The organism is Gloeocapsopsis crepidinum LEGE 06123 (genome assembly GCF_015207655.1).
In the GTDB taxonomy this organism is placed as follows: Bacteria; Cyanobacteriota; Cyanobacteriia; order Cyanobacteriales; family Chroococcidiopsidaceae; genus Gloeocapsopsis; species Gloeocapsopsis crepidinum.
On sequence record NZ_JADEWN010000045.1, the window covers coordinates 12,997 to 34,459 of the forward strand.

The window sequence follows — 21,463 nt, forward strand, 5'->3', positions numbered from 1 at the left end:
AGTCCACGGAGGTGAATATGGTTTGTTTAGTAGCGAATTTATGCGCCTTCGCGTTCAGGCAGGAAGTCTAATGAATCAAAAACTACCACAAAGCCGATACAATCTCTGATGGGGCAGTAGGGAGTGTGACTACTGTAGGTTAATTCAAGATAGGCAGATTGTTATGGTGCGTTGGTTGATGGCGATCGCTTTATTTGTGTTACTCACAGCTTGTAGTGGTGAAGTCGAACCAAGTAATAAACTTGTACAACAGGCGATCGCACTTCAGCTAGAACAAACACAACAGCAATTAAGTCAACAACTCGGCGTACATCTCCAAGGAATAGAAATTCAACACGTCACCGTTACACAGCGCGAACTAGTAGAAATTCAAAGCTTACCTGTCTCTCATGTTCGTGGTACATACGATTTAACGCTCAAATTACCGCGCAAAGTCACTCAAAAGCACAATTCCTTTGATGTCTACTTGCAACGTCAGCAAGAAGGTAAAACATGGCGGCTTTTGATTCCGCAAGCAGAAAAAGATAAATTGACCTGGTTGAGTTATTTGATTCGATAATAGTATTTAGGGCAATGGTAATGGGTAATCGGTAATCGGTAATGAGAAACAAAAAGATATTTACCAATGACCAGTTACCAGCCTAACACTCACGCTCAAACACTACTGAATCACCAGTTAATTCAATGCAAATCCCGCGCCTGCACCCAGACACAATCGAGGAAGTTAAGCAACGAGTTGATATCGTCGATGTGGTATCAGAACACGTTGTTTTACGCAAGCGGGGAAAAGATCATGTTGGTTTATGTCCATTCCACGACGAGAAAACTCCAAGTTTTAGTGTTAGCCCTAGTAAACAAATATATTACTGCTTTGGCTGTAATGCTGGGGGAAACGCTATCAAGTTCTTGATGGAAGTCGGGAAAAGTTCATTTAGTGAAGTTGTCTTAGATTTAGCGCGGCGCTACCAGGTACCCGTACAAACTCTAGAACCTGCACAACGACAAGAATTACAGCGTCAGTTATCGCTACGAGAACAACTCTACGAGATTTTAGCGATCGCCTGTCAATTCTATCAACATACTTTGCGCCAACCACAAGGAGAAATTGCATTAGAGTATCTCCAATCCTCGCGGAAACTAAATTTAGAAACCATTCAGCAGTTTGGTTTAGGTTACGCACCCACAAGTTGGGAAACTCTTTACCGCTATTTGGTAGAACAAAAGCACTACCCTGTGCAACTTCTCGAACAAGCGGGATTAATTCGTCAACGACAATCAAAAGATAGTTATTACGATTACTTTCGCGATCGCTTAATGATTCCCATTCACGATATCCAAGGGCGCGTGATTGGTTTTGGCGGAAGAACATTAGGGGAAGAACAACCGAAGTATCTTAACTCACCAGACACTCAATTATTCAATAAAGGGAAAATACTGTTTGCACTAGATAAGGCAAAATCAACAATTTCTCACCTCGATCAAGCTGTTGTTGTCGAAGGCTATTTTGATGCGATCGCACTTCATGCCGCCGGAATCACGAATGTTGTTGCTTCCCTGGGCACTGCTTTGAGTTTAGATCAAGTTCGCCAACTGTTGCGCTACACCGAATCAAAACAACTCATTCTCAACTTTGATGCTGACGCCGCCGGAACTCAAGCAGCAGAAAGGGCAATCGGTGAAATTGCCAATCTTGCATATCGTGGTGAAGTTAGTTTGCGGATTCTCAACTTACCCGAAGGCAAAGACGCTGATGAATACTTACACACTTACACGCCCGAACACTATCGCGAACTGCTACAAAACGCCCCATTGTGGTTAGACTGGCAAATTCAACAAATCGTGGCAAACCGTGACTTGAAACAAGCAGATCAATTTCAGCAAGTTGCTCAAAAAATGGTTAAATTACTCAAGCTAATTGATAATAGCGATACAAGAAATCATTACATTTTTCGCTGTGCCGAGTTACTCAGTTTGGGTGATACCCGCCTAATACCTATCCAAGCCGAAAGTCTACTATCACAAGTCGCACCCGTTCACAACAACCGCACGCCCCAACCATTTAAAAAGCAACAGCAGCAAAAATCTTCAGCATTTCCCCTGACAAGCGATCGCAGTCTCCTTGAACAAGCCGAAGCCTTACTCTTACGCATCTACTTACATTGTCCCGAACATCGTCAAGCAATTACCGAAGCTTTACAAACACGAGTCCAATTTAGCCTCTCGCACCATCGGTTTTTGTGGCAGCAAATATTAACAGATGCTGACGACAATCTTGCTAATTCTTTGGTTTCTCGTTTGCAAACTCGATACTTGCAATTGGATTGCGAGATGACTTCGGTATCGCACCTGTTTTACTTAGATGAGAAAACCGAACGCGATTTATTACGTGCTAGCCAGGGAGTACAAGCAGCAATTGCGTGTATGGAACGTGTCATGTGTGAAAAGCGCTATCGCTTGTATCTTGAACTATGGCAAGACACTGATCCGCAAATTGATTTTGAGCGATCGCAGTCTTATTATGAATTACTTTATACCGAACAGCGACGCTTACAAGAATTAGATCGGCAACGGCAATTTTCGCTGACTGATTTGATTTAGTCAAATCGAATCCAGTGAATTATTTACGATTTAAGTAGCTAGTGGCTAGTGGCTAGTTACTCAACTGCTTAAAAACACATCAAAGTTTCCCGTGTTTCTCGTCCTGTCATAGGATTAGTTCCTTTTGCGACCTTACACAATTTATCTTGTTCATCGCGACGCAATAGTACGTCAGTAAAATCAGCCCCATCAATCACTGCCTTATCAAACTTGGCATTTGCGGCAAATGCACCTTCTAATACAGCATCTTTTAAATTGGCATTACTCAACCGTGCTGAATCTAATGTGGCATTTGTCAAGTTTGCGCCTTCTAAATTAGCTGATTCTAAATTAGCAGCAAACAAACTGACTCCTGCTAAATTTGCGTGACTGAAATTGCTGTTTCGTAGATTAGCATGATTAAAACTTGAGTCTGTTAAATCGCGCCCTGAAAAATCATAGTTCAATAGATTTTCTTTGTTGTAATCTAACGCTAACGCTGGGGGAATACTCAGATAAAGCGGAGACGCGATCGCACTGACAACTAATACAAAGATCGCTATCTGGCGGCATAACCTAAATATATTCTCAATCATCCAACACTCTTGCCTGTGAACCATTATGACAAACCCTCCTTCCTCCTATTATCCCGATATTGGTGTATTAGGAGAAGATCTCGTTGCACAATGGTTACAATCACAAAGTTGGCAAATTCTGCATTGTCGCTGGCGCTGTCGTTGGGGAGAACTTGATATTGTTGCTCACCACACTAGCACATCACTACTAGCCTTCGTTGAAGTTAAAACTCGCAGCAGTGGCAATTGGGATCAAGGAGGATTGCTATCTTTAACACCACAAAAGCAAGCTAAACTTTGGCGCACAGCTAATTTCTATTTGACACAATACCCACACTTAAACGATCTTCCATGTCGTTTTGATGTCGCTTTAGTCTATTCTCAACGCTTTGCTACTCATGCGCCACAAACAAAAAAGCCTGCGATTTTTAAGTCGCAAGCAATACAAGTTGGTAATGCTAGATTTCAATTGCTACTACAAGAATACATTCCTGCTGCATTTGGATAAGATTTAGTGGTTAGTGACTAGTGAAAAAGTTTTGGAAAGCGAAGAAAGGTGCCGGAGGCAATTATTTTAACCTATAAGTTTTGAATCCTAAAGATTTTCTCAACTCAAAACTTATAACTCAACACTCAACACTCTCTAAGCCAGAGTTTCTGGGCAGTAGCCTAAGCCTCGCACAAACTGTTGGCGAAAAGCTTCAATTTCTTCACGCTCTGGGCTACCATGAGAAACGATCGCAACTTGATAGCGACGCATCACATCAATAGGAGATTGTCCAGCCTCTAAACTCCAGAGTGCCATATTTACTCGCATGGGAGGTTCGTAGGGAATTCCCAATTCATTTAAAAATGCCCTAAAATCTCCATCATCTTGAGGATTTAAAGGCGAGTTCATCTTAACTTTTACCACCCAACCATCAATCTGATGGATCACAGTTATAAACCTGACCGATAGATGCTGTACTTTGTGTAGATATTCAACAATCCTCAAGGTGAGGCTGGCATTTGCAAGGTAGTAAAGATATTCCATTTCCGTGGTTGGGAGACGCACCAATCCGACACTTCTATTGTGCCGAAGGTTTGCACTCCTTTCATAGGGGAAAATCACCCAATTTAACCTGGGTAGATTTACCCAATTAAATATGTAAGTATGAATTGTTATAAATTATCAAAAAATCTGTATAAGTACGGTGTTTAAAAACAACAAAATATGACTTAAGGACAATATAAAAGATGCGATGACGTAGCGAAATCCGTAATAACACGGATTTTTGCTTCAAAAATGGCAATGCTGCAATGTTGACACTTAAGACTATGTATAGTAGACCGTTATCTTCTCAAGCACAAGACCGCTTATTATCTGCATACGATTATGAGTTACCCCAAGAGTTAATTGCTCAAAATCCTCTAGTCCCTAGAGATAGTGCGCAATTACTAGTTGTTGCTGCTACGCACCATAGCCATCATCGATTTTTTGAATTGCCTCAACTACTGCAACCAGGTGATTTACTCGTGATGAACAATACCAAAGTCATACCCGCACGGTTGTATGGGCGAAAGTTGAGTGGTGCATTTATTGAGGTATTGCTGCTAGAAGAACGCCAGCACAATCAATGGCTAGCTTTAGTAAAACCAGGAAAACGTTTACCAGCAGGGGCAACAATAGTATTTGAAGGAAACGCCTCTTATCCTTTAAAGGCAACCGTACTAGCAACAGATGCAGCAACTGGAGGAAGATTACTGCAATTTGATGTTCCTCAAGAAATGTCTTTAATTCAAGTATTAGATAAATATGGGCAAGTACCTTTGCCGCCTTATATTACTGATTCTCAAGCAGCAGGCGAACAATATCAAACAGTATACGCCAAGCAACCTGGTGCTGTAGCGGCTCCGACAGCAGGGCTGCACTTTACTTCAGATTTACTCACACGCCTACAAGACAAAGGAATTAATACAGCTTTTGTCACCCTACACGTTGGTGTGGGAACCTTTCGCCCTGTTGAAGTCGAAGATATTACAACACACAAGATGCACGGAGAATGGGTAGAAGTGAGTGCAGATACTGTGGATCAGATTCATAAAACGCAAGCTCAAGGAGGGAGAGTTATTGCAGTAGGAACTACTGTGGTACGCTCGTTAGAAGGTGCTGCGGTTTCTTGTGGGCAATTACAACCTTTTTGTGGCAAGACAGACTTATTTATTTATCCTGGTTATCAATGGCGTGTTGTTGAAGGATTGATTACTAACTTTCATTTGCCTAAATCGAGTTTACTGATGCTGGTGAGTGCCTTGATCGGTCGTCAGCGCCTGCTGGCGTTGTACCAAGAAGCGATCGCACATCGTTATCGCTTTTACTCGTTTGGTGATGCCATGTTGCTGTTACCAGTTGATTTATCGACAATTGAGCGTAAAGATCGAAAATAGACGTCAATTTTGATTACCCTGGAAAGGATATCGCTATATCTTTTCCTGATCAGCAGGCAAAAGGAACTATGAAGCGCAAGCACAAACAGATTCTAGGCTTTTTATCACACGGCAGTGGTTTTTTGCTGTCTACTCTGTTACTGTCAGTTGGTGCTGTTGCTCATGCCGAGGTGACACCTAATGCTTCTGAATCAAGGTTGGCGCAAGCAAATACTTTAGAGCGATCGCCTCAACTAGCCCAAGTACAGCCACAAGCGCCTACTACAGCATTTGGTACGCAGTCGATAACGTTGTTTAATATCTTATTAGCAACTTTAGTTGTACTATTCGGTGCGACATTGCTAGCACTATTTTTCTTACGTAAGTCAGTCATTCGTGGTGTCGCTGATATTGTGATGATGCGGCTTAAAGAAGTTGAAGATATTCAAAATGAAATTGCTAACGCCGATCGCAAAGTTCAGAATATTTTGCAAGATGCTGAAGAAATCTTAGACGAGATTAACCAAGAAGCAGAAGAGTTACAACAGGAAATTGCAGCGCAACGCGAAAACTTATCGCAGATAACGCATCTCTCACAAACACAACAACAACAAGTAGTTACAAAACTTGAAAATCAATTCATAAACTCAGAACAATCGCTAAAGAAATTAGCAAGTGAATTTGGAAATGAAATAGTCGGCTTAAAACAACAAACAAAACAGCAGCAAGCTTTAGTTTTACAAAACCTTGAACAATTAAAAGAAGAATTTTCTCCACATCTTTTAAAGATTCGAGCGGAAGTTCAAGAAAGAAAAGATACAGTACTGCAAAACTTAGAACAATTTCAAACAGAAGTAGCCAGCCAAATCAATCAAATTCACCAACAAGCTCAGCAGCAAAGCGATACAATTTTACAAAATATTGAACAACTGACATCTGACTTTACTCCTCAACTTTCTACACTATACGCAGAAGTTGAAGCACAAAAGGATAGAATTATTCAAAACTTACAACGCTCGGAAAGTGATTTCGCGGAACAAGTCGAGCAAATTCAACAACAGTTAACAACACAACGCATTAGTGTTTCACAAGAATTTGAGCGAGTACTAACAGTTTTAAGCCCACAAATATCAGAGATGCAAGCTGATATTCAAGCGCAAAAAGAGGCAGTATTACAAAACATTAGACAATCAGAAATAGAATTAGCTGCACAATTAGTACAGATTCAACGACAAGCGCAACAAGAATATGATGCCACATTAGATAACTTGAAACAACTAGCATTAGGCTTTGACCCAGATGCAACAGAAATTCAAGCTGATATTCAAGCGCAAAAAGAGGCAGTATTACAAAACATTAGACAATCAGAAATAGAATTAGCTGCACAATTAGTACAGATTCAACGGCAAGCGCAGCAAGAATACGATGCCACATTAGATAACTTGAAACAACTAGCATTAGGCTTTGACCCAGATGCAACAGAAATTCAAGCTAATATTCAATCACAAAAAGAAGCAGTATTACAAAATATTAGGCAATTAGAAATAGACTTATCTGCACAATTAGCACAGATTCAACAGCAAGCGCAGCAGGAGTATAATACAACACTAGATAACTTGAAACAGCTAGCACTAGGCTTTAACCCAGACACAACAGAGATTCAAGCTGATATTCAAGCAGAAAAAGAAGCCATATTACAAAATATACAACAATCTAGAAAAGAATTTGCGGTTCAGCTGGCACAACTGCAACAACAAGCGCAAAAACAGCGAGATTTCTTGTTGAAAAATTTAAATCAACTTGTCTCAGAACTAGCTCCACAATTGACAGAACTACAGTCTGATGTTCAAAATCAGAAAAATGCAGCCATCCAAAATATTAGACAAACAGAAACTGAATTTGTAGCACAAGTTTCTGAGTTGCAAGCAGAAATACAAACACAAAAGGGTGAAGCTGTCTATCAGCTAGAAGATATAAAAACCGAGCTAGAAAAACGAATTACAGCATTGCAAGCTGAAGTGCAAAAGCAACAAAATACCCTACAAGAAAGCTTACAACAGCTAGAGACTGATTTAACACCGCATCTTGCAAAAATTCAAACTGAAGCTATAGCAAGACTGCAACAACAAAAAGATGTCACAGTAGAAAGTTTACAACAGATTCAAAGAGAAGTAACCGCGCAGATTCAAGAGTTTCAATCGCAAACACAAGCGCAACTAGAACAAGAAATTCAAAATTTGCGATCGCAAGTAGCAGAATTTACGATTCAACTTAGCAATTCTCAAACGGGAATTCAATCGCAACAAGACACTACAATTGAAAATCTGAAAACACTAGCATCCGAGTGGTCAAATCAACTTGCAGCATTTCAGTCAGAAATTACAAATCGTAAGGAATTAACACTGGAAAATCTAGAGAAACTAGAAAACAGACTAGAAACAGAACTGGCTGAAGTAAAATCAGATGCTCAAGCCCGTAAAGAACAAATTCTCAAGCAAATAGCAGAAATAACGCCAGCAACAATTGCTCAAGAGGCATTCTCTGAAGTATCCCAGCAAATTCAAGCCTTATCCGAACAAATAGAACTGTTGAAATCAAACTATCCACAGTTATTTATGCGTCCAGATGATTATATCAATCAGGGAAATGCGTTATTTTCTGAAGGACGTTATCAAGAAGCGATCGCATCCTACGAACAGGCACTCGAAATTCAACCTAATAACCCTGATGTCTGCTATCAGCAGGGCTTGGCGCTGTGGGAATTACAGCAATACGAGTCAGCAATTGCTGCATTTGATAAAGTACTGGAAATCAAACCAGAAGATGCAGCAAGTTGGTATCATCGTGGACTCGCCTTGAAAGAACTAAAACGCTATGAAGGTGCATTTGCTGCTTTTAGCCAAGTGATTCAAATTCAGCCAGATCATAGCGATGCTTGGTTTAATCGCGGTATTGTATTAGGAAGACTAAAACGTTATAAAGATGCGATCGCATCGTATGATAAAGCCATTGAACTTAAGCCGGAACACCATCTAGCGTGGGTAGATCGCGGCGTAGCATTAGGTAAATTACAAAACCACGAAGAAGCTTTTCAATCGTTTGATCGCGCAGTACAAGTCAAACCAGATGATGCTGTAGCTTGGATGAATCGGGGTATGGCATTAGAGGTTCTTGAAAGAATAGAAGATGCGATCGCATCGTACGATAAAGCAATTGAACTCAATCCTGACTACTATAAAGCTTGGAACGCTAAAGGATATTTACTCATTCAACTAGAACGAGATCCTGAAGCACTTGAAAGCTTTGATCGAGCTTTACAAATTCAGCCAGATTATCCTAATGCTTACTACAATAAAGCAATTTGCTACACTTTCCAAGGAGACGTCAAATTAGCACTAGAGAACTTACAAAAGGCGATTGAATTAAATCCGAAGTATCGCGCTGAAGCTAGCATTGATCCAGATTTTGAAAGTCTTGCTAACAATCGACGTTTTCGCCAGTTAGTAGAAGAGTAGGGAAAGCTGATTCAGTTGAAACCGCAGCTATGAACACAAAAACCTGTCTTCACAAGTTTCTCTCAGCCTTATTCTTGTATTAGTCCACGGAGGTGGACTTTGTTTGTTAAGCCGCGACTAAAGTCGCTAGGCGTCTTTCATTGAGGTTAACAAAATGCAGCGAGACAAAATGTTGTGGTTCGTTAAAGGAGTTGCTGGTTTACTATGTGTTGGCTTTGGCTTGAGTGTCTTTGGTGAGGCTTTAAGCCGCAAAATGAGTGGTGAAGGATGGTTTTGGATTGGAACACTGAGTCTTGTACTCTTTAACTTTGGTTTATGTCTCATGTTTGATAGTCATAACCATCAACTCCGAATGAAGCAACCTAGAGGCAATTGATGTAACAGCAACTATAAGGACACAAAGGAAAGAGATTAGGATAGCTATAGCAATCAGTAATTAGAGCTAATCGCTAATTGCTAACAGCCAATTGCTCTTCTACGTCCAATACAGTATACGTGCTTCAGGAAAACGTCTGGTAATCTCGCATTCAAAGAAGCGACGTAGCGCTTTCATGTGGTCGGTATCATAGACATACTTTGTTCCACCAAACTTATTACGCTTGATGCTGCGGTTGTCTTCTTCCATGTCAAGTTTTGAGTGCGGATACCATGTTTGCAATACTTCTTTTGACTTGGGCGTGAAGCGATGAGAAATTAGCTCAAAGGTCAAGTCGCAACTAAAATCTAAAGTAGCACTGATTTCATCAAAAAGTCGCGTGTAGTGCAATTCCCAATCATCAATTAACATAATTGGTGCAATGACAATACCCACAGGATAACCGCCACCGCCTTGATTGCGTGGCAAAGCTAAGCGTCGTAATGCTTGTAAGCGAGAAGATACTGCTGCAGTACCACCTTCAAATCGCCCTGAAACAGGTGCAGCATTGATACTGACACGGCAACGAGTGTGTCCATTGTGTGGTAAGTCGAGTAAATCATCAACAGCATCAAATTTAGACACCCAACGCAGGTGGGCATTGCTGCGAGTACCAAAGTAACGAATGCACTCAGCTAAGCTACCTGTAAGATGTTCAATACCAAGTGGATCAGTATAGCAACTGACTTCAAATGTCGTTGCAGAGTCAGGACGTTCATAGGTTGCCAAATTTTCCAGAATTTGGGGTAAATTAGCAAAGACACGAATAACTGGTGGACCTTGTAAACTACCTGCAAGATAACAATATTGGCAGTGCGCTGGACAACCTTCTGCAAGATGAAATTGCCAATCTGCGGAAGGAGGAATCGGACTCAACTTAAAATGACTTGGTGGCGCGGTGACAACTGCAAGAGTGCGTTTAGCGATTTGATACGTCTCCCGTTCAGAATCACCACGTAAACCTGAAAGGCGATTTTGAGAAAGTTCTTCGATGGGTAAATCAAGTGCTTGAATGCGTGATAGAATCTTTTGTCCCCACGGCTGATCGAGTGCAGCAGGTGTAAATAACACGCGTTCTGGCATCCACAAACGAGAAGAGGAGGTTTGTGTTGCTGATTTAGTTAAAATCGTCATTAAGAAGCTTATTGCTGTGATTGACCAACTTATCTGATCGTAACGATCGCAAATTAGAGTTGTCAGTCAATCTAGAGAGCGGATTTTACACTGCTTTTTGTAGCGATCGCTTCCTAGATTTTGGCGATCGCTACCTGAATCAACACCTATTGGTCAATTAGTGCCATTGCACGGTTGACGAGATTTTCAGCAGTTAACCCATTAAGTGCCATTAATTGTGCAGGGCTAGCGGTTGTTTCTCCTCGTTTCCAAGCGAAGGTGTCGCGTTTGGCGGTACTGCGTAGCATGATTGGTTCTAGCATACCACTCGCCCCAGCGGTGACTCCAATTAAAGCATCGCCACCAAATAACTGGTCGAATTCCGCATCATCTAAGAAATCACCATCAGGTTCTGCACAGCTATCCCACGCTACATCTGTAGGACGATACAAGCGACGAGGATTAACAACAGAGACAACCCGAACGCCAACTTCTTGAACAGCTAGTGCAGATGCAGCTTCTAGTACTGGTAACAACACCATGTCACCCACAACCGCAAACACAACTGTTTTATTGCCAGAGGCTTCTTGCAATACAATTGCGCCATCTGCAAGTGCTTTTCTATCTTGTTCAAATGTTGTGCGAATTGGTAGTGGCGACTTACTAGCAGTAATCACAATACCTTTATTCTTAGTTGTCAACGCCCACTCATAAGCAACTTGAATGCAGTTGGCATCTGGGGGAAAGAGTGGAAAGACGTTGCCATTGCGCATCATGGCGGCAAAATATGCTTCAACTTCTGGGCGTTGGTGCGTCCACCCGTTACGACCTTGTTCTAATGCCCCAGCAGTGAATAAAGTGACAGTAGAAGGAGTAGGACGGCGTAATTCTGCCATTGCTTGCGTGACTGTTTGCCAAATTGGTAAACCATTAATGGCAAATGATTCATAAGAACACCATAAAGTCCGGCTGCCCATGAGGGCGGAACCTGCGGCTAAACCGGCACAAGCATCTTCGCTGAGTGGTTCATAAACTTGTCCGCCAGGTTTTTGGTTATACAGCGGATCTTCGACTGGGTGAATAATTTTGAGGGCTTGGTTGATATTGGCAATTCCTGAGGCTTCGTTTCCATCGGCATTTGTGACTAAGAAACTGCGATCGCACTCTCCAACTTTACCTACCAGTCGTCCCATTGCTGTTGTTGCAACTTTAGGATCGCCACCTACTGCGTATTCTTCTAATGGTAAATCCTTAATTTCTGGTAATTCTAAGACAGATTCTGTTACAGCAACACGACTCGCTGGACCACCACCTGCACGTTCAAAGTTTGTCCGAACGAGTTGCCAAGCTTCTGGGGCTAATGCACGGGCTTTGAGTGCATTCACGATATCTGGATTATCTAGCGTATGCATGGCATAGAGGTTATGCGATTTTGCTCCTCTAGCGTGTACTCCAGCGCCTTTTAATTGTTTAATAATCAATACTGTGCGCGTTCCACTTAACGCAGATTTTGTCGCTTCATCAGCGGCGATTAAGACAGCTTCTGTAAATGCCAAGCGTTGCTCGAAGGAAAAAGCCGTACTATCGACAAAGTTGCCCTGCTGATCTCGATCGTCAAAATCTTTGGCATCGACTAAGACAACTTCTTCAAAGCCGTTACCGTGCCAATATGCCATCATTTGCTCATTTGATTGCGTAGAAACCATACTATGATGCTCTTGGCTAAAGCCGTTCCACACTAGCACTGGTAAAAAATTAGTCATTCCTGGATAGGCGGTGTGAAAATGCGCCATACTGCTCATAATGTATGGTTCGCCTAAACCACCATCACCAATTGTCACAGGAAACAGTTTATCAGGGTTTAACCTGGCAGCTGACATAGCAAAGTGCTGCCCTTGCCCTAAAGGACCCGCAGGTGAGAGAATTCCTGGGATGTAGCCGGATAAGTGACCGAGTAAGCCGTGATGTTCGCGGAAGCGATCGCGTAGTTGCTGTACGGTTTCAATTCCCATATCCTCTAGAGAACGATCGAGAAACATCGCACTGTAAAATCCTGGTGCGTGATGCCCTACTTCAGTAACGATGTTTTTATGCCCTAGCATGACTAATGCGGCATAGGCTTCGACTTGGCTAGCAAATCCGCCTGGATGACCTGAAGCTTTGCTGGCAGTAACTTGTAATGTCAGGTAGCGCAATGCATCAGCAGCTAGTAGCGTTTGGAAGACGACAGCCGGATCTTTAGGATCGCTAATTGAGGTACTACCAGAGGCGATCGCAGCTTCTTTGCTATACTTCTCAAACTCTGGCAGCATTTCTCCAAAATATTGAATTCCTTGACAGAAGTCTGGAGTTGCTAACTTTGCCGCTTGGGTCGATGCCGTCATGCTCAATTTCCTCTGTAATTACAGTACTGTTACTCTTGAAGTGCCTTATCTAACGATTCTACAGTTTCCCTCTTTCCGAAATCATTACTTCTACTTCTCACAAAAATCAAATATGGCAATCTAATCTGGCAAAATTGTTACACTTCTGTGGTTTGCATAGAAAAAAATAAATATTTATGATGCGTCGCCTGCTATCTTCCTCAAAATATATTATGATTTTGCCTGCTTTGTCTAATGTCATAGCAGCTTTAGTCTTGATGATTTATAGTATTATATAAACCTGTGTTGCTGTTGTTAATCTGCTGAGAATAAGTTTTACTGGTACTTTATCTAAAGATGTTTTTTTGATGCTGCTATTGGCTTTCTAGAAAATGCTGATATTGTACTTTTAGTAACTGTTATTTTAGTTATTAGTCTTGGTCTATACGAACTATTTATTAATTAGCTTAACTTACCAGGCTGGTTATTAATTCGTAACCTTGACGATCTTAAAGATAAACTTATTGGGACTGTAGTTGCTGTAATATCTATTCTGTTTCTTGGCGCAGTTGTTAATAATATTCCTAATTTATTACCTTTCGGCGCATTGGTAGCTTTGGTTATTGTTGCTTTGGCAATTTTTACTAATTGGGTTCCTAATTTCAAGCAGGATTCGTGAGAATAACAAATAGCTACAGTAAGTTGCATCTGCTGTTTTTTACAAGCCTTACTAGGTACAGAGGAGCCAGTGCGTTGCGGGTGATTCCAACTGGCGTAACACAGAAAGTGGAATCGAGAGAGTACTATAAAATGAGTGAAAATCGCTATAGCATTTTCAAATATCAGTTACTAAAATGAATGAATATAAAAGTAACTTAAAGTGGAAATGCAAGTAAATTTTCAAAACAAAAATCCTGCACTTTGGCAAACTTTGCAATTAATCTCTCAACCAACAAAGTTTTTAGAAAATTGTATAGAGCGATATGGAGATCCATTTACTGTCAGAGTGCTTGGCTTAAATTCTCCTCCAGTTGTATTTTTCAGCGATCCACAGGCAATTAAAGAAATTTTCACTTTACCAGGTGAGAAGTTTGATTTTAAAAAAGCTACCCATGTTTTTAAACCGTTGATGGGTGATAAATCAATTATCTTACAAGAAGGTCGCAGTCATCAACGACAGAAGCAATTAATGATGCCTGCGTTTCATGGCGATCGCATGAAAACTTACGGAGAAATTATCTGTCAAATTACTACAGAAGTTATCCAAAATTGGACTCCAGGGAAAGTTATTTCACTGCAACAAGAAATGTCAAATATTACTTTGCAAATTATTTTACAGGTTGTATTTGGTATTAGTCCTGGATCTCGTTATAACAAAATCAAAGAATTACTCAGTTCTTTATTAGATGATGTGACTAAACCCTGGTACTCTAGTTTATTTTTCTTTCCACCTTTACAAAAAGATTTGGGTGCGTGGAGTCCTTGGGGACAGTTCTTACGTCGCAGACAAGAAATTGATGAGTTGATTTATAGCGAAATTTACCAACGGCGGCAAGAGCAATTTCGGACTGATATTCTTTCACTACTCATGTCGGCACAAGATGAAGATGGGCAACAGATGACAGATGTAGAACTGCGCGATCAGTTAGTTTCACTGTTGTTATTAGGATATGAAACAACAGCAGCCGCTTTATCTTGGGCTTTGTACTTGACTCATTCTGCCCCACAAGTGCTAGCGAACTTGTCATCAGAATTAGCACAAACTTCTTTGGAAAATCCTGAAAAAATTACAGCGCTTCCTTATTTAACAGCAGTTTGTCAAGAAACTTTGCGAATTTATCCTATAGGCTTAATTTGTACGCCGCGCATGGTAAAAGAGACAGTACAAATCAATGGGGAAAGTTTTGGTATTGGAACAATTATCGTGCCCTGTATTTATTTAGCTCATCGTCGCCGAGAAACTTATTCACAACCCGACAAATTTTTACCAGAAAGATTTTTAAATCATCGATTCTCTCCTTATGAGTATTTGCCTTTTGGGGGAGGTATTCGTGGCTGTATAGGAGTAGCTTTTTCAATGTATGAAATGAAACTTGTACTTGCGACAATTCTCTCAAACTTTGAACTTACTCTTGCGGATTCTCGTCTAGCACATCCAGTACGTCGTGGTATTACTATTGTGCCTTCTGCTAGTGGGATGAAGATGATAGTTACAGCCCAAAGGCAGTTTGCTAAAGTTCCAGTACTGTGATTTTTTCTACTAAAGTTTTATTCCGTAATATAGATTTTTGTTCCTGGTTCAGCTTATAAAGTAACTATTATAGGGCTTACTTTTCTAGTTCTGTGAGGCTGAGAAACAAGCTAAGCAGTTTAATGTACCGCATAAGTCCTAAATTAAGCAGCACCCAAGACAATCGCGATTATGTTAGACGACGAACCAAGAATTGAAGAACAGGCAATTAGCAAAGCCGCTGAGATTGGGCTTTCTAGTAAATTGGAGCAAGCAGAAGTCATTGAGGTTGATGTTAAGACTGATTTGTTTAAGATTGTCCAAGGGCAAGTAGATTCAGTTGCGATCGCAGGTGAAGGCGTGGTACTGCAGAAAGATATCCGCGTTCAGCGTATGGAACTGTCTACTGATAAAATTGACATCAATCCTTTTAGTGCTTTACTAGGGCAGGTCGAACTTAAGCAGCCGGTACAAGCTAATGCCCGACTTGTGATGATTCAAGAAGATCTCAACCACGCGCTAAATAGCGATTATGTTCTTAATCAAGCGCAATTTGATTTAGATGTGGATGGAGAAAACGTTAACTTGCAGATGCAGCAAATGCAACTGACGTTACCAGGTGGCAACAAAATGGTATTCAATGGCAAAGCTGTGTTGCATGAACAAAATACTACCCGCCAACTTGCTTTTCATGCGACAGTACGTCCACGTACGCAAACTGAACCAGTGATGCTAGAAGGATTTACCTGTACTGAAGGCGATGGTATCTCTTTAGAATTTACAGTTGCTTTGATGCAGAAAGTCAAGGAACTTGTCAATTCAGCTTACATCGATTTAGACACAATAGCATTGCGTGTTAGCAATATGGTAGTACAGCAAGGCAGGATTTTACTCCAAGCCCAAGCTTTTATCCGAGAACTGCCAACGATGGAATAATAATATTGCCAGCGATCGCCCGTACACTATTGATAGAATCTTCCTAAATAAGTAGGATAAATTCTCAATAAGGCTAACGCATAAACTGTGGCAGCCTGTTAATAACGCCACTTAAAAATGGCGATCGCACTCTCAGAAGCAAGTTGGGATCAACTATGGACAGATTGGCATCATGCATACCGTGCTGAGGCAACAGACGAAAGTGATTGGATTATTGAATGTCTCTCGCAACTTGCACAAGGTTATCAGCGAAACATTAAGTTGCGTCATGGTATTACTCTAACGCAACACAATTATCAATTTCACGATGATTTGATGGTTATTAACACGCAACCTCAAGCCACAAGTGTTCATCGAAGACTTTAAAAGATCGCCTTGTCGATCCCGATTCTGCTTGGATCAGTTAACCACCAACTTACTTATCACGCAATGGCCACCAATATACTTTGTCTCTAGTTGCACTGTAGGTTTCTTTCAACCCTTCAGCATCAATTACTTTTACACTATCAGTTGAAGGATCGCTTGACTTTGCAGCTGCAAGTAACTTAACTTGCCGCATTCCCTTAAGTACCTGCTCGACAGTACGATGGTTAAGCTGACTAGCGCGGGCAATCACATCTATAGGCAAGTCAAACACATAAGTCCCATTAGATGGTTGATTACCCAGTTCTCGTTCTTGATACACCAGCGCTCGTAATAAAGCTGCAACTGCTTGTGGTGGATATGTGCTGCAATTAAGTAAATGGTACTGAAATTTTTGTTGTAGTTCAAATAAGCGATCGTAGCGTTGGCGAAATACTTCGCTATCTTCGTAAAGTGCTTGCACCGCTTCTACTGGAATTTTAACAACATCTGTTGTCTTATAAGCTTCTACCAAGCTAGGAAACGCTTTACCTATCAATCCGTAGCTAAAAGGTAGACTTTGCATACCAAAGCAACTGCCTGGATAACTTACACTAATGACTCGATCTAAAGGAGTGCTGCGGATGACTACAGGTCCACCACCCACGATCGCATACAAAACATCTAGCGGTTCTCCTTTCTGAAAAGCCGTATAAATTGGACGACTAGCATATAACTTAACTTGCTGTACGTCTTCAACAGGTAAATAGCTGGTTAACCAGGCTTCATCCAAGTCTCGAAACAGATAGTTGCTTTGAGTTAACACCTTTACGGTGTCAGATTCTGTTAAATGCCTTGCTTGTGTTGCCATGCGGAAATATAAACAGGCGGCCTTTTTATTTTGACATGAAACACAAATCAATCTCAAAATAAATTTGTACTTCATTTGTTTTGAAATTAGATTGCGTTTTTATTGAGTTATAGATATGATTAAATTTCACTAAAACTAAGTTCTAACTCCATTAAAGGAGTCTTCTATGGTTTTTGCGCAAAGTCTTCAGTGGCAATCGCCTGTATTAGAATTATTAGCAATGTTTTCTGTGGGGCGTAAGATGCAAGAGTGGATTCGTTCCGAAGTCGTTGATGATGCACCAGTAGACAACGAAGAAATTCTTACTGAGAGAAAGTACCCAACTAATCAAGGCTTTGTTCTCTGGTTAACAGGATTGAGTGGTTCAGGTAAAAGTTCGATTGCTAAGAAACTCGCACAAGAACTGAAAGAACGCAGTTGTTTAGTAGAAGTCCTTGATGGTGATGTTGTCAGAACCAACCTTTCTAAAGGTTTGAGTTATAGCAGAGAGGATCGCAATACTAATATTCGGCGCATCGGTTTTGTCGCTAATCTCCTCAGTCGCAATGGAGTCGCAACAATAGTAGCGGCTATCAGCCCTTACCAAGAGACACGAGAAAACCTGCGAACAACAACAACAAACTTTATCGAAGTGTTTGTGAATGCACCGCTTGAGGTGTGCGAAGCACGGGATGTTAAAGGATTATATGCAATGGCACGTGCAGGCGAAATCAGAGCTTTCACAGGCATTGACGATCCTTACGAAGCACCTCAAAATCCAGATATTACTTGCTATACCTCCGAAGAATCTTTAGAAGAAAGCGTAGCAAAGATTCTCGCTGAACTAGAACAACGCGATTACATTCCACCTCAGCCACAGATAGAATTCTTTATTTAAAATTAAGTTTCACCAAAGTAAAGAAGGGTCTTTATTCCCTGTTTCTCGCTTCCAGTATGGTATTCCTGATTTTGGCTAACTCAACTGCCAACAGGAATAAGCTCTCTAACTCGCGAATGATTCTATATCATTTAACTTATTTCTAATATCGGGAAGGTACCCGATCGCTGGAGTTCGTGCATGGAAGCTTATGATGTTGTCATTATTGGCGCTGGACATAATGGTCTAGTATGCGCCGCGTATTTGCTAAAAGCTGGTTATAGCGTTTTGTTGCTAGAGAAACGTTCGATTCCAGGTGGTGCAGCGACTACTGAAGAATCGCTACCGCAAGAAGCACCTGGTTTTAAGTTCAACTTGTGTGCGATTGACCACGAGTTTATTCACTTAGGACCAGTTGTGGAGGAACTTGAACTAGAAAAGTATGGCTTAGAGTACCTAGAGTGCGATCCTGTTGTTTTCTGTCCGCATCCAGACGGCAAATACTTTTTAGGTCACAAATCACTCGAAAAAACCTGTGCAGAGATTGCGCGTTACAGTGAGCGTGATGCTAAAAAATATGCTGAGTATACAGACTACTGGCAACGAGCGCTAGGTGCAATGATCCCTATGTTCAACGCACCACCTAAATCTGTTATTGATATTCTCGGCAACTACGATATTAAAAAAATTAGAGACTTATTCTCGGTGATTGGTGCGCCGTCTAAAACTTTAGACTTTATCCGCACAATGCTAACAAGTGCTGAGGATCTCCTCAATGAGTGGTTCGATTCTGAATTTCTTAAAGCACCACTCTCTCGATTAGCTGCTGAACTTGGTGCGCCACCTTCGCAAAAAACGATCGCTGTCGGTGCAATTATGATGGCAATGCGTCACGATCCTGGTATGGCAAGACCGCGTGGTGGAACTGGGGCACTAGTACAAGCCTTACTTAACTTAATCAAAAGTAAAGGTGGTGTTGTGCTGTGCGATCAGCAAGTTGAGAAAGTTTTGATTGATGATGGTAAAGCTGTTGGCGTTCGCGTTGCCGGTGGTCGAGAATACCGTGCTAACAAAGGTGTGATTTCTAATATTGACGCGAAGCGAGTCTTCTTGCAACTCGTAGATAATAATGAAATCGATCAAGTCGATCCTCATTTACGCGAACGATTAGAACGCCGGATTGTCAACAACAATGAAACTATCCTCAAAATTGACTTAGCGTTAAATGAAGCACCACGCTTTGAACGATTTGACCACAAAGATGAATATCTTATCGGTTCAGTCCTAATTGCTGATTCGGTCAGTCATGTGGAGAAAGCTCATAGTGAATGTACGTTAGGTAAAATACCTGATGACGATCCATCGATGTATCTTGTTGTTCCCACAGTGCGCGATCCTTCGATGGCACCTCCTGGAAAGCATACTGCATGGATTGAGTTTTTTGCACCATATCAAATTGCAGGTGCAGAAGGAACTGGGTTAAAGGGTACAGGTTGGACAGATGAACTGAAAAATAAAGTTGCCGATCGCGTCATTGATAAATTGGCAGACTATGCACCAAATGTCAAAAACGCCATTATTGCCCGCCAAGTAGAAAGCCCTGCGGAACTCAGCGAACGTCTCGGTGCATATAAAGGTAACTATTACCACGTTGATATGACGTTAGATCAAATGGTATTTTTCCGCCCATTACCAGAAATTGCTAACTACCGCACGCCAATTGATAATTTATACCTGACTGGTGCAGGAACCCATCCTGGTGGTTCAATTTCCGGAATGCCAGGGCGCAACTGTGCGCGGATATTTCTGCAAACACAACAACCATTTGCACAAACACTAAGAGATGCACGAGACTCAATCAAATCTACTGTCGAATCAGTATTTAAGACTAACTAAATTCTTGATGCTGCATTTTTAGTGTAAGAGGGGCAGAGGAAGCAGAGGAGTTACTCGTAATCAGTGTTGAATGTTGAGTTCAGAAAACTCTTTTAATTCAAAACTATTCACTAGCCAAAGCGCACTAATCACTCTTTCCCTCACTCCTCGCCCCTCATTTAATACTTAATACAGAGGTAAACAAACTACAAATTTGTTGGAATAATTACTATGATGTGACCAACTCATAACCAATGACGGCTAGGGTGCTAATTTTGGGAGGTCGGGGGCGGATTGGCAGTAGTATTGCTCAAGATATTGCCACTCATACTCAAGCAAATATTACGATTACAAGTAGAAATGTAGCGGCGGCTACAGCAGTTAGTCAGCGTATTGGCTCACAAGTAGATATTTTAATTCTTGATTTGGCTGATACTGAAGCAATAAATCAGGCGATCGCATCAGCTGATCTTGTCATTCACAGTGCAGGACCTTTTCATTACCGCGACGCTAGTGTTCTCAAGTCTTGTATCGAACAAGGTGTCAATTATCTTGATGTCAGCGATCATCCGTCTTTTACTCGGAAAGTTTTAGCCTACAAGTCAGCAGCCGAGGAAGCAGGAATTACGGCAATTGTTAATACAGGCATTTTTCCTGGAATTTCTAATAGTATGGTACGTGAAGGGGTTGAGCAGTTTGACCAAGCCGAACGCATTCATCTAAGTTATCTCGTGTCAGGTTCTGGTGGTGCTGGAGTGACAGTTATGCGCACTACCTTTCTTGGATTACAAAAGCCTTTTGATGCTTGGATTAATGGCAAGTGGCAAGAAGTGAAACCGTATAGCGATCGCGAAACAATTGAGTTTCCAGATCCTTACAGGCGATCGCACGTCTACTGGTTTAATATGCCTGAGGCTTTTACGCTACCAGAAGCTTTTCCTACTGTTAAAACTGTCATGACTAAATTTGGTTCCAAACCTGATTTTTACAATCATCTTACCTGGATTGCTGCGCATTGGTTTCCCAAACCTTTAATGCAACAACACAATGCGATCGAATTTTTAGCTCATGTCAGTCATGCAATGACAGATGTCACTAACCGTTTTAGTGGTATTGGTGTTGTGATTCGTTCTGAGGTTAATGGTATCAAACAAGGAAAACAAGCCAGCTACTGTTCGACTTTAATGCATGAAAATACAGCGATCGCTGCCGGTTGTGGAACTGGTAGTTTAGCTCAATTTCTCCTAGAAAGAAAGCTAAAAAAACCTGGAGTTTGGACCGTAGAACAAGCTTTATCAACAGATTTATTCCACCAAGCTTTAAAGCAGCGTCATCTTAAATTACATCAACAATGGTTATAAAACTTCAAGTGGACAAAACACAAGTTTA

The 21,463-nt window shown here is 41.2% G+C and carries 18 protein-coding genes and 1 pseudogene; 14 read left to right on the forward strand and 5 right to left on the reverse strand.

The annotated features are described in order from the left end of the window. Positions 1 to 163 precede the first annotated feature (163 nt). Both IQ230_RS17040 and dnaG read left to right on the forward strand, forming a co-directional pair. Positions 164 to 559 (forward strand): hypothetical protein, encoded by a 396-nt coding sequence (locus IQ230_RS17040; RefSeq protein WP_193933427.1) that lies wholly within the window; start codon positions 164 to 166, stop codon positions 557 to 559. A 125-nt stretch (positions 560 to 684) separates the two neighbouring features. Then, on the forward strand, positions 685 to 2,598 hold the full coding sequence (dnaG, locus tag IQ230_RS17045) for a DNA primase (RefSeq protein WP_193933429.1): 1,914 nt from the start codon (positions 685 to 687) through the stop codon (positions 2,596 to 2,598). A 68-nt stretch (positions 2,599 to 2,666) separates the two neighbouring features. Here dnaG and IQ230_RS17050 read toward each other — a convergent pair whose 3' ends face one another. Continuing rightward, a complete protein-coding gene (locus IQ230_RS17050; RefSeq protein WP_228055079.1) occupies positions 2,667 to 3,197 on the reverse strand; it encodes a pentapeptide repeat-containing protein in 531 nt (176 codons plus the stop codon). A gap of 1 nt (position 3,198) precedes the next feature. On the opposite strand from IQ230_RS17050, the gene IQ230_RS17055 reads away from it, so the two are divergent. Next, positions 3,199 to 3,660 (forward strand): YraN family protein, encoded by a 462-nt coding sequence (locus IQ230_RS17055; protein WP_193933431.1) that lies wholly within the window; start codon positions 3,199 to 3,201, stop codon positions 3,658 to 3,660. Positions 3,661 to 3,795: 135 nt separating this feature from the next. Here IQ230_RS17055 and IQ230_RS17060 read toward each other — a convergent pair whose 3' ends face one another. Beyond that, positions 3,796 to 4,185, reverse strand: coding sequence for a hypothetical protein (locus IQ230_RS17060; protein ID WP_099700376.1), 390 nt, complete (start codon positions 4,183 to 4,185; stop codon positions 3,796 to 3,798). Between the two features lie 284 nt (positions 4,186 to 4,469). Here IQ230_RS17060 and queA point away from each other — a divergent pair, with 284 nt between their 5' ends. The 3 genes from queA to IQ230_RS17075 all read left to right on the forward strand — a co-directional run bounded on the left by queA (position 4,470) and on the right by IQ230_RS17075 (position 9,449). After that, positions 4,470 to 5,579 (forward strand): tRNA preQ1(34) S-adenosylmethionine ribosyltransferase-isomerase QueA, encoded by a 1,110-nt coding sequence (gene queA / locus IQ230_RS17065; protein ID WP_228055080.1) that lies wholly within the window; start codon positions 4,470 to 4,472, stop codon positions 5,577 to 5,579. A 68-nt stretch (positions 5,580 to 5,647) separates the two neighbouring features. Further along, positions 5,648 to 9,073, forward strand: coding sequence for a tetratricopeptide repeat protein (locus IQ230_RS17070; RefSeq protein ID WP_193933435.1), 3,426 nt, complete (start codon positions 5,648 to 5,650; stop codon positions 9,071 to 9,073). A 154-nt stretch (positions 9,074 to 9,227) separates the two neighbouring features. Then, positions 9,228 to 9,449 (forward strand): hypothetical protein, encoded by a 222-nt coding sequence (locus IQ230_RS17075; RefSeq protein ID WP_193933437.1) that lies wholly within the window; start codon positions 9,228 to 9,230, stop codon positions 9,447 to 9,449. Between the two features lie 99 nt (positions 9,450 to 9,548). Here IQ230_RS17075 and IQ230_RS17080 read toward each other — a convergent pair whose 3' ends face one another. Further along, the gene (locus IQ230_RS17080) at positions 9,549 to 10,622 is read right to left on the reverse strand and encodes a spore photoproduct lyase family protein (protein WP_193933439.1); all 1,074 of its coding nucleotides are present in this window, start codon (positions 10,620 to 10,622) and stop codon (positions 9,549 to 9,551) included. Positions 10,623 to 10,642: 20 nt separating this feature from the next. Here IQ230_RS17080 and IQ230_RS17085 point away from each other — a divergent pair, with 20 nt between their 5' ends. After that, entirely contained in the window at positions 10,643 to 10,783 is a 141-nt protein-coding gene (locus IQ230_RS17085; protein WP_193933441.1) for a hypothetical protein, read from the forward strand. On the opposite strand, the gene IQ230_RS17090 is transcribed toward IQ230_RS17085, so the two are convergent. Continuing rightward, a complete protein-coding gene (locus tag IQ230_RS17090; RefSeq protein ID WP_193933443.1) occupies positions 10,769 to 12,985 on the reverse strand; it encodes a phosphoketolase family protein in 2,217 nt (738 codons plus the stop codon). The genes IQ230_RS17085 and IQ230_RS17090 overlap by 15 nt on opposite strands. Before the next feature lie 409 nt (positions 12,986 to 13,394). On the opposite strand from IQ230_RS17090, the pseudogene IQ230_RS27945 reads away from it, so the two are divergent. The 4 genes and pseudogenes from IQ230_RS27945 to IQ230_RS17110 all read left to right on the forward strand — a co-directional run bounded on the left by IQ230_RS27945 (position 13,395) and on the right by IQ230_RS17110 (position 16,496). Continuing rightward, a pseudogene (locus IQ230_RS27945) lies at positions 13,395 to 13,643 on the forward strand (YqhA family protein). Positions 13,644 to 13,850: 207 nt separating this feature from the next. After that, a complete protein-coding gene (locus IQ230_RS17100; protein WP_193933445.1) occupies positions 13,851 to 15,215 on the forward strand; it encodes a cytochrome P450 in 1,365 nt (454 codons plus the stop codon). A gap of 171 nt (positions 15,216 to 15,386) precedes the next feature. Beyond that, entirely contained in the window at positions 15,387 to 16,130 is a 744-nt protein-coding gene (locus IQ230_RS17105) for an LmeA family phospholipid-binding protein (RefSeq protein WP_193933447.1), read from the forward strand. Positions 16,131 to 16,247: 117 nt separating this feature from the next. Next, positions 16,248 to 16,496, forward strand: a complete 249-nt coding sequence (locus IQ230_RS17110) for a hypothetical protein (protein WP_193933449.1) — start codon at positions 16,248 to 16,250, stop codon at positions 16,494 to 16,496. Positions 16,497 to 16,545: 49 nt separating this feature from the next. On the opposite strand, the gene IQ230_RS17115 is transcribed toward IQ230_RS17110, so the two are convergent. Further along, a complete protein-coding gene (locus IQ230_RS17115; protein WP_193933451.1) occupies positions 16,546 to 17,343 on the reverse strand; it encodes a Crp/Fnr family transcriptional regulator in 798 nt (265 codons plus the stop codon). Between the two features lie 298 nt (positions 17,344 to 17,641). On the opposite strand from IQ230_RS17115, the gene cysC reads away from it, so the two are divergent. From cysC to IQ230_RS17130, 3 genes are all read left to right on the forward strand, one after another. After that, complete coding sequence (gene cysC, locus IQ230_RS17120) at positions 17,642 to 18,220, forward strand: adenylyl-sulfate kinase (RefSeq protein WP_322742458.1); 579 nt, start codon at positions 17,642 to 17,644, stop codon at positions 18,218 to 18,220. A 180-nt stretch (positions 18,221 to 18,400) separates the two neighbouring features. Next, a complete protein-coding gene (crtO, locus tag IQ230_RS17125) occupies positions 18,401 to 20,095 on the forward strand; it encodes a beta-carotene ketolase CrtO (protein ID WP_193933453.1) in 1,695 nt (564 codons plus the stop codon). A gap of 233 nt (positions 20,096 to 20,328) precedes the next feature. Continuing rightward, the gene (locus tag IQ230_RS17130; RefSeq protein WP_193933455.1) at positions 20,329 to 21,435 is read left to right on the forward strand and encodes a saccharopine dehydrogenase family protein; all 1,107 of its coding nucleotides are present in this window, start codon (positions 20,329 to 20,331) and stop codon (positions 21,433 to 21,435) included. Positions 21,436 to 21,463: the final 28 nt, after the last annotated feature.